This window comes from Tenebrionibacter intestinalis (assembly GCF_016632365.1).
Lineage (GTDB): Bacteria > Pseudomonadota > Gammaproteobacteria > Enterobacterales > Enterobacteriaceae > Tenebrionibacter > Tenebrionibacter intestinalis.
Genome location: NZ_JAEPBH010000070.1, coordinates 1 through 8,831 on the forward strand (window position 1 = coordinate 1; position 8,831 = coordinate 8,831).

The following is an 8,831-nucleotide window of genomic DNA, read 5'->3' on the forward strand; positions in this document are numbered from 1 at the left end:
CATCGAGCGGGGTATCGCCGGACCGGGGCTGCTGGCCCGGGTGCTGAGCTCAAAGTATGCAGAGCACACCCCGCTGTACCGCCAGTCTGAAATATACGACCGTCAGGGTGTGGAACTGAGCCGTTCACTGCTGTCGGGCTGGGTGGATGCGTGCTGCCGGCTGCTGTCACCGCTGGAAGAGGTGCTTCAGGACTATGTCCTGACCGACGGCAAACTCCATGCCGATGATACCCCCGTCCAGGTGCTGTTGCCGGGCAATAAGAAGACGAAGACCGGGCGGTTGTGGACGTATGTTCGTGACGACCGCAACGCCGGGTCAGCGCTGGCGCCGGCGGTCTGGTTCGCCTACAGCCCGGACAGAAAAGGCATCCATCCGCAGACCCATCTTGCGAGGTTCAGCGGTGTGCTGCAGGCGGATGCATACGCCGGGTTCAACGAGCTGTACCGGGATGGCCGGATAACGGAAGCCGCCTGTTGGGCTCACGCCCGCCGTAAAATCCACGATGTGCACGTTCGTACCCCATCAGCCCTGACGGAGGAAGCCCTGAGACGGATCGGCGAACTGTACGCCATCGAGGCGGAGATAAGGGGAATGCCGGCAGAGCAGCGCCTTGCCGAACGTCAGTTGAAAACGAAACCGCTGCAGAAATCCCTGGAAAGCTNGAACGGCGTGGATCCAGAAAGCTACCTCCGTCATGTGCTTAACGTCATAGCAGACTGGCCGAACAATCGGGTGAATGAACTGCTCCCCTGGCGCGTAGCACTGCCAACTGAATAACACATCCCCGTCAATACGGTTCTCGCTGGACGCTTACCAGTGGAACGAAAACTCACGTTAAGATTTTATAGTGATGAGATTGTTAAAAAAGATCACTTATGGATCCTTTTTAGGGGCTACTAAGTGGGTTGAGGGCCAATGGAACCAAAACGTACGTAAAAAAACTAACTATATGATTTTAAATATATAAAACCCCCTGATCTCACTTGGGAATACATTTATAATTTACCTGGGTTTGTTAATTACTATTCTTAATATCGCTAATTATGACGATAGTTGAAAGATGAAATAACTTTAATAAATATCGTACCGAGTAAATTATTAATACCCAAACAGCATCACGAAATAATAACCCCCATCCTTTTAAGGATTTTAAAACCGGCATCCTGAGAGATTTTTATAGAAGAAATCTTATTTATTTCATGATTTATGTCAAGGCCATCAGTCAATGAAAAGTCACAGCGAGATAAATCACAATGCCTGAATTCGGTATTATAAAATTCCGAACCGGTGAAATCAGATTTACGGAGATCAGTTTCTTCAAATAAACAATCTCTGAATTTGGTAAATAAAAAACTTGTTTTCTGCAATCGCAAACTGACTAAGTCAACAAATCTCATTTCGCAATTATCAAGAGAAAACGTACAGGGGAACATAATATCAGAGACGTTAACACCCTGCAGTAAACAATTTTTAAATTCACAATCAATAAGTTTAAAAAAATCGAGACTCAAGTTCTTTAATGAGCAGTTTATAAACAGGCAATTTTCAAACTCACAATCGCGAAGGTTTATATTGTCTAGTTGAATACGTTCAAAAACACAATTATAGTAGCTAGCATTCGATATTTTCGCTTCATTCAGTTGTCTTTTTGTTATTTTTTTACCATTAATCTCCATCAATCAACCCTCTACTCCCATAATTTCTTTGATAAAAGCCTTTTCTGGCGTATTTTCGTTGTTTGCATGCATGAAATTATCCATATTAGTATAGTACTTAATACCATTCCTGGACAACATATAGAATGGAATACACCCTCTGGTAAGTTCATCAAATATATGTGTTGAGAAAAAAATAGTTTTCCCGTCAGCGGCAATTCCGTTAATAAGATCCCACAACATCATTCTGTATTGAATGTCAATACCAACCGTTGGTTCATCCAGCAAAAAGAAACGGGCATCCTTACAGAGAGTTAACATCAGGGATATTATAAGCCATCGTTTTTCACCATAACTTACCGTATAGGTTCTTTTATGTCTTATTTTTTCATACCGGATAAAAAAATCATCATTCCACTTACTGTTAAGTTCTGCCCACGCCTGCTTTTTGGACAATTTATTAAAACAGCAAATTAGATCAAAAACCTCCTCATTTCTGAGCGTCCCGGAAAGATTTATCACTTGAGGCAGACTTACCATTTCACCACCAGTGAAGTAACGTTTGACAGATCCTTCATAATTGTCGCTCCCCCCTTTTATTATGTTAAAGAGGGTAGTTTTCCCGGCCCCATTTTCACCAAGCAGACCTATCAGTCCTCCCTGCTCTATTTCAAGCGACAGATTATTGAATACAGGAGGATGGCCTTTGTATGAAAAGCTAAGGGAGTTTATTTCTAAAAGTGGTATGGTCATTGAGAACTCCACACTGGTTCTGTTTTGAAGGTCAGCGCTGAAATCAGACTTATGATAAACATGAGGCTATAGACGAAAATAGTGATGTACGATAACTCAAGGCCTGGCTGGAGAAGTGTGGAGTATATGGCAATCGGATTTATGATATTAATCCAGTAAACGAGTCCGTCGTTATATTTTAATGATACGATCCCTAAAACCATACACACCGTTATCAACACGGAATAGATAGTGCTGGCTGTCTGGAAAGTCACACGGAATGATGCCATAAACGTCAGTGAAATCATCATCATCACATTTATGCATATAGTTTTCAAAATTAATATAACCGTCTGATAGTCTGGCAGCGCCTGGAATCCAATGAATACGACTGTAATAAAAAATAATACATACAGAACTGACATAATAAGAGAAGCCATCAATTGAGAGCGAATAAACAACAACCGGCCCTCTATACTGTGGACAAAGGTAGCAATAAAACCACTTTCTCTTCTGCCTGTCAGATACAGACAGTAATTAAAAAGAACAACAGAAAATGAAATATATCCTACGAACCACGATATCTGATGCCTCAGCCATAATGTATCACCGAAATGCCGTTCAATTTCATTGAAATGCAGAAAAAAGAACAACACGGTGGGAGACATAATTGTCCATATTATACTAAAAGGGGTTCTGATTTGTTCCATTAAAAAAATAATCGTCATTCTTAATGTTGCCACAATATATCCTTATGGAAATGGGACCATTTTAGATTCTCTTTGTTTAATACCGTTTCCTGCACAGTATAGTTTATTGTTAAGATTTAGTGCTCCTGAACCGTTCATATGAAGGAAAAAATCAGGACTTACTATTTTTGTATACCAGACAAGATTGTCGCTAATTCTTTCTCTCGCATAGTAAACAAAAATATTACTAGATATTTTTTCGAGGTAGCTAAGTAAATCATCTTCTAAAGAATGGTTTTCAAGAGACAGTATGACATCCTTATGCCGCAGCCTGGTGTTTTCGCACAAATCAGTGAAGGTCTCATATTTGTTGCATGACATAAAATGGCGCTGATAGCTGTCAATAATATCCTCATCGGTATAGCCACCAATAAGGAAATTGTGCATGCATATATATGATTGCCATAGTTCCGTTACAGATTTACACAAGGCTTTTTTCAGACTACCGGAATAAGATAACCCGGTACTATATTTTATCTTACTACATTTATTTGTTGTACCATAAAGCGTCAGTACTGCGTGTCCTGGCGCTCCGGGGAGGGTGATATCGAAAATTCTGAGCTCACCTTCGGCTCTGAGGGCTACTAATATTTCATCTATATAGTTGATCCCTGTTATAACATCTCCAGAAATTTCAGTGTTTGCTTTTCCCTTTAACCAGTAAAGCAGTAACGACTGTCTTTCCATAAACTCGCACAGGGCACCGTCCATAGCATCGTTTAAATTACCATGAAAGCTACATCCGCATGTATCTCTGTCAGGGTAAAATTTCAGGTCATCAGCAGCTGTTATATTGTCGAGAGCAATAATGACCGCTGGTATTTCTTGTTTCTCCAGACTAAACAGATTGAAGGCGCGAGTAGTCTTGAATCTGTGGGTTCTGACCGCATCCTCTGTCAGCGAGGAAGTCTGAACAAACGCTTCTGTAAAAGCATCTGCGGCTGCCGGAGCCATCATTTCGTATAATGTTTTTTCATCGCCAGCTACGATCTCATTAAAAAAATGGCGGCGTTCAAAGTATTCACCTATGGCTCCTTGTATTGACTTCAGTGTTTCACCAGCAGCACTGGATGGTGTAATTCTCTCGTAGTCCCATACCTGAGAAAAAGTGGGCATTTTTCTGTTCAACTTTGGACTCATGACCATTGTGGCTGGCCATGCGGACATCAGGTTACTGTAGACATTAATCATCGATGACATCTCCAAAAAATTGAACAATTAGCGGTGCGGCAGTCCTCTGGTCAACATTCATGGTTTTTGCTACGTATGAATCAGTAAATCCTGCCCATACGCGGTTCCTGAGCCCAATTTGATCTGCAACCAATCCCGCGTTCTGATACATCGAACCTGCTTCCATTAAGGCCATCCTGTAACCTCTGTACCGGTACTTGAACAAAGCTTTTTCAAAAATGACGCAATAGACAAGTGCAAAATGGGGTCTACCGAGACGTTCTGCATCTCCACCGGACAAGCTTCGGTAAAGCTCCTGAGTATCACACGCAGCGACCGGCTCTAATGCCCGACTTAGTGGCATGTAGTGATAAACGTTAGTTCCGGTCTGCCAGTTTTCCGTGTTTTCAGACAATAGGCATAAAAGAACCTCAACTGGATACTGGGCACCACCTGAAGGATAAGGTCGCCTGACGGAGGCTGGATCAGGAGAACTGAACGCATTAACGAGCAGCTTTTCAATAGTGTGAACAGAACATCTATTTCTGTCGCAAAAGCCAATTCCGGATGGACATCTTTCCCTGCTGAAGTGAAGAGGAGATGTTCAGTGCTGAACTGAAGCCCGGTCTGAAAAGAACTTCTTTATTTTCAAATTTCTCAAGATGGGCCGTCGGTACTGCTGAAACAAAAGTTCGTTCAGAGAATTCGGGAAGGGAGGCAAAATTCCCTCTGATATGAAAATCCTTTACATTATCCAGCACTTCAGGATCAGTGTAATGTGTTACTTCAACCAAAGAGAGTTCATGTTTTGACATTTTATCTCTCCACGCAACCACAAGCCTGCCAGTGAATTACCGGCTCTTTACTCAGAACACAGGTAATTAAATCTATACTCACAGATGACATGAAGGTATCTACATGACTTTTAACGAGTGAGGTGCCAACCAGTTCCTGAAGCCGCCGTTTAATCAAATGCTGGCTGAACCCTCGTTCTGACTCACTTAAAGCCAGAGCTGGTAGCGACATTTTGTGTTTTTTCATTAACGTAAGCAGATTTGCCCAAGACATTTCATTGCGCCTGAAGCTTTTTTCTTCCCTGTTCAGCCATCTCTCAATGTGGCAAAAATGACAAGGTGTTCCAAGTACTGGCGAATATACCCCATCTATTCTGAACGATTCTTTGAGGTAGTAGCTCTGTATGAATGCAACACCATAACTTTTCTCGAATTTAGTGTACACTGACCGGATAATCTCTGGGTCATATTTTTCAAAGTGCAACCAGATCAACGTCGAGGCGGGTAAATTAAAATCCAACTCTCGTACGTCTGAGACATGAGAAACCAGAATTCCATCTGCTTTCCATTGGTTCTCTACGTCCCAGAAAAGGTGCGGAACATCGCTTATTATGACCGAATGTTCCCAGAGAGCCGATGCTTTAGTTTTGTTTATCACGCCAGTTGTTACAAGAAACTCTTTGCCTTTGTCTTTGTCAATAGCCTCATAATCCAGTAGTTCGTCAAGGCAGGATTCAGAAATAATACCCCGTCGGGTATGCAGGCTCTCTAGGATTTTTTTCATTCCCTCATGGGAAATGTCCACCGAAGAAATGTAGGTGATGAGCAAGGTTTTTGTATTTCTGGAAATTATCTCAAATGGCAGGATATTCAACATATTAATTCCTTTTGAATATCAGGGAGCGCCATGCCCCCTGACCGGTTAATCCAGCGTGTCAGATATGCGAACCACTTCCACCACTGCCACCGTTTCCACCACTACAACCGTTGCTGCAACCGCCACAACCACCGCCCTGGCCACCACTACTTCCGCCTCCGCCCCCGCCGCCCCCACCGCCGATACCAATTCCTAATGGAGACTGTCGGGACAATTTAAGAGCATCAACTGACAGAACTACACCGAATTCACTAGCTTTTAATTCCATAAGAACTCCTTTTTAAGGAAAATTAATGCTTATGACATCTGAATAGTGTGTTGGCCAACAGTATTTTCTTGCCGTAATTTTCTGTTTTTGACAATGTCAAATTTGCTCTTAACAAATCTGAAAATTAAAATTAAACAATCATATCAACCACATATGATATTAAATTGATTTGATTTTTAACAAAAAATTACATTAAATTTACATTTAAGCCATTTTTAGTTAAAAGTATTGTCTTCTATATCCAGATCCTTCATCTCTCTTCAGAAAGAATTTTATAGACCGTAGATCGTGCAACACTTACTTGACGTGAAATTTCTGTCGCTCCCATACCTTCACTGTAGAGTTCCAAGACTTTCCTCCTGTCTACAACTCGTTTGCGACCGAACCTGATGCCCTTCAGTTTTGCTTCCTGCCTGCCTTCATTCGTGCGCTCAAGTATCCTCTGTCGTTCGGCCTGCGCCACCGCAGACAGAATAGTGACCACCATTTTTCCCATTTCGCCATCGGTGCTGATCCCATCATCCATGAATCGGATGGCAACGCCTTGGGCGTCAAATTCTTTTATCAGTTGGATCATATCGGCAGTGTCGCGGCCAAGACGGTCGAGTTTCTTCACCAGAATGACATCTCCTTCCTCTACCTTCATCCGCAACAAATCCAGCCCTTCCCGATCTGTTGAACTGCCGGATGCCTTGTCGGTAAAGATGCGGTTAGCTTTTACCCCTGCATCTTTGAGCGCTCTGATCTGAATATCGAGAGACTGCTGACTGGTTGATACCCGTGCGTAACCAAAAAGTCGCATAAAAATGTACCTTAAATCGAATATCGGACAACCACTGTCTATTATAGCAAATTTACGATTTAATAGACATATATATGTAGCCGTTTTACGATGTCCGATAATTTTAACATTTCGGACGGTTACAAGATTGTTAACAAATAGCCGTCAGGCTGGGAGACCCGTATGCCCGTCGATTTTCTGACCGCTGAGCAGGAACAGAACTACGGTTGTTACGTTGCAGAACCCAATGACGTGCAACTGGCCCGCTATTTTCATCTTGATGAGCGGGACCTTGCTTTCATTAACCTACGACGGGGAAAGCATAACCGTCTGGGAATAGCGCTTCAGCACACAACAGCCCGTTTCCTGGGTGCCTTTTTGACGGATTTAACCCAGATCTTGCCAAGCGTTCAGCGATTTGTCGCCGTGCAACTTAATATACCCCGCCCGGAAATACTCTCTCGTTATGCTGAACGGGACACTACCCGTAGAGAGCATACCGCGTTAATTAAAGAACATTATGGCTATCATGAAATTGGCGATTTTCCTTAGCCTTTCCGCCTGAAACGTCTGCTGTATACCCACGCCTGGCTGAGTAATGGGCGGCCCGGTTTGATGTTTGATTTTGCCACCGCATGGCTGCTTCAGAATAAGGTACTGTTGCCCGGAGCAACCACGCTTGTACGTCTTGTCAGTGAAATACGCGAACGTGCAAATCAGCGGCTCTGGAAAAAGCTGGCTGCGCTGCCGGACAGATGGCAGATCGCCCGAGTGACGGAGCTGCTGGACATTCCTGATGGGCAGCGGATTTCACCGCTGGAGCAACTGAAAAAGGGACCGGTCACCGTCAGCGGTCCGGCGTTTACAGAAGCGCTGGAACGGTATGCCCGGCTGCGAAACCTTGATTTTTCCCGGCTGAACTTTACCGGGCTGCCCGCCATACAACTGCGCAATCTGGCCCGCTATGCGGGTATGGCATCGGTAAAATACATCTCACGTATGCCGTGCAGGCGGGCGAGGTGAGACACGGTCATACCGGGCTCCATTGTCTGCTGAATAATGGCTATTTTTTCCTGCGGTGTACGGCGACGCCGCCGCTCAAGTCCTAATAACACTCCAAACATCTTATTATTCTGACTGTGCTGCCTTATATCCACCAGTTATGCCAAACAAAAAACGCTCCCTGACGGGAGCGCCATGGTGTAATTATGCGACCTTATTTCGCAGTGAACGCAGACGAAGTGACCAGTTACCAAGATAATGGCCTGGCGTCAGCAATACGCGACGCCGTTCGTCACACAATGTGTTGCCAATGACGACCTCGCCAGCCACGCCGCAGAGCGATAACTGAATGTAGGCCATGCCAGCGGCCAGTGGATCAATATCCGTCGCGGAAACCCACAGATAGCGGTGTGACGCATAGCCTGCCTGGTTAAGAGCATCGGCAAAAGCCAACACCATACAACCAGCACCGCAGGCAGGCTCGCTGAGAGTGATGAAAGGCTTCTCATCAAACATCGCCTTCACATCCCCCAGTTGCAACTGCGCCATCATTCTGGCCACATCCCAGGGGGTAAAAAACTGGCCACGATATGTATCGCCCAGCTCCAATTGCATAAACACTTTCCCCAGAAAATCACAGAAGCCATTCTGTAACCCGTTAACCACGTGGGCCAGCAACTGGGCCATACGGTCAACGTCCGACTTTACATAACCGCCGATTATTCGCAGATATTTTTCTTCCCGCTTTTCGTTAAAACAGAGACTATGAGACGACAATAAGTCAGTCCGCCTGGTGCTGATT

The 8,831-nt window shown here is 44.2% G+C and carries 10 protein-coding genes and 2 pseudogenes; 2 read left to right on the plus strand and 10 right to left on the minus strand.

The genetic code is table 11. From position 1 onward, the window contains the following. A partial coding sequence (gene tnpC / locus JJB97_RS17010; RefSeq protein ID WP_238715287.1) for an IS66 family transposase occupies nt 1-778 on the plus strand: 778 nt, incomplete at its 5' end. Nucleotides 779-1,116: 338 nt separating this feature from the next. Here tnpC and JJB97_RS17015 read toward each other — a convergent pair. The 8 genes from JJB97_RS17015 to JJB97_RS17055 form a co-directional block, all read right to left on the minus strand. Continuing rightward, a complete protein-coding gene (locus tag JJB97_RS17015; RefSeq protein ID WP_238715288.1) occupies nt 1,117-1,677 on the minus strand; it encodes a pentapeptide repeat-containing protein in 561 nt (186 codons plus the stop codon). Nucleotides 1,678-1,680: 3 nt separating this feature from the next. Further along, nucleotides 1,681-2,409 carry an ATP-binding cassette domain-containing protein gene (locus tag JJB97_RS17020; protein ID WP_238715289.1) on the minus strand — a complete coding sequence of 243 codons (729 nt, stop codon included), beginning with the start codon at nt 2,407-2,409 and terminating at the stop codon, nt 1,681-1,683. Between the two features lie 731 nt (nt 2,410-3,140). Continuing rightward, nucleotides 3,141-4,328: a YcaO-like family protein gene (locus tag JJB97_RS17030; protein WP_238715291.1), complete on the minus strand. Its 1,188-nt coding sequence runs from the start codon at nt 4,326-4,328 to the stop codon at nt 3,141-3,143. Then, nucleotides 4,321-4,869, minus strand: coding sequence for a SagB/ThcOx family dehydrogenase (locus JJB97_RS17035; protein ID WP_317981490.1), 549 nt, complete (start codon nt 4,867-4,869; stop codon nt 4,321-4,323). The genes JJB97_RS17030 and JJB97_RS17035 overlap by 8 nt, the downstream gene beginning before the upstream one ends. Then, the gene (locus JJB97_RS17040) at nt 4,847-5,122 is read right to left on the minus strand and encodes a hypothetical protein (protein WP_238715292.1); all 276 of its coding nucleotides are present in this window, start codon (nt 5,120-5,122) and stop codon (nt 4,847-4,849) included. The genes JJB97_RS17035 and JJB97_RS17040 overlap by 23 nt, the downstream gene beginning before the upstream one ends. Nucleotide 5,123: 1 nt before the next feature. Beyond that, entirely contained in the window at nt 5,124-5,978 is an 855-nt protein-coding gene (locus JJB97_RS17045) for an McbB family protein (RefSeq protein WP_238715293.1), read from the minus strand. 58 nt (nt 5,979-6,036) lie between these two features. Next, the gene (locus JJB97_RS17050; protein WP_072072310.1) at nt 6,037-6,246 is read right to left on the minus strand and encodes a microcin B17 family TOMM; all 210 of its coding nucleotides are present in this window, start codon (nt 6,244-6,246) and stop codon (nt 6,037-6,039) included. Nucleotides 6,247-6,496: 250 nt separating this feature from the next. Continuing rightward, nucleotides 6,497-7,048 (minus strand): recombinase family protein, encoded by a 552-nt coding sequence (locus JJB97_RS17055; RefSeq protein WP_238715294.1) that lies wholly within the window; start codon nt 7,046-7,048, stop codon nt 6,497-6,499. A gap of 162 nt (nt 7,049-7,210) precedes the next feature. On the opposite strand from JJB97_RS17055, the pseudogene JJB97_RS17060 reads away from it, so the two are divergent. Continuing rightward, nucleotides 7,211-8,041, plus strand: a pseudogene (locus JJB97_RS17060) (DUF4158 domain-containing protein); the annotation flags it as partial. Here JJB97_RS17060 and JJB97_RS17065 read toward each other — a convergent pair. Together JJB97_RS17065 and JJB97_RS17070 are read right to left on the minus strand one after the other, a co-directional pair. Continuing rightward, a pseudogene (locus tag JJB97_RS17065) lies at nt 8,026-8,151 on the minus strand (transposase); the annotation flags it as partial. The pseudogenes JJB97_RS17060 and JJB97_RS17065 sit on opposite strands and share 16 nt — an antisense overlap. Before the next feature lie 82 nt (nt 8,152-8,233). Further along, on the minus strand, nt 8,234-8,831 hold a 598-nt coding region (locus JJB97_RS17070), incomplete at its 5' end, for an N-6 DNA methylase (protein WP_238715295.1).

What these genes read in the sequence shown, in the direction of transcription:
- JJB97_RS17020 (WP_238715289.1), bottom strand. Translation starts at nt 2,409, where the DNA reads ATGACCATACCACTTTTAGAAATAAACTCCCTTAGCTTTTCATACAAA.
- JJB97_RS17045 (WP_238715293.1), bottom strand. Translation starts at nt 5,978, where the DNA reads ATGTTGAATATCCTGCCATTTGAGATAATTTCCAGAAATACAAAAACC.
- JJB97_RS17055 (WP_238715294.1), bottom strand. Translation starts at nt 7,048, where the DNA reads ATGCGACTTTTTGGTTACGCACGGGTATCAACCAGTCAGCAGTCTCTC.
- JJB97_RS17040 (WP_238715292.1), bottom strand. Translation starts at nt 5,122, where the DNA reads ATGTCAAAACATGAACTCTCTTTGGTTGAAGTAACACATTACACTGAT.
- JJB97_RS17030 (WP_238715291.1), bottom strand. Translation starts at nt 4,328, where the DNA reads ATGATTAATGTCTACAGTAACCTGATGTCCGCATGGCCAGCCACAATG.
- JJB97_RS17050 (WP_072072310.1), bottom strand. Translation starts at nt 6,246, where the DNA reads ATGGAATTAAAAGCTAGTGAATTCGGTGTAGTTCTGTCAGTTGATGCT.
- JJB97_RS17015 (WP_238715288.1), bottom strand. Translation starts at nt 1,677, where the DNA reads ATGGAGATTAATGGTAAAAAAATAACAAAAAGACAACTGAATGAAGCG.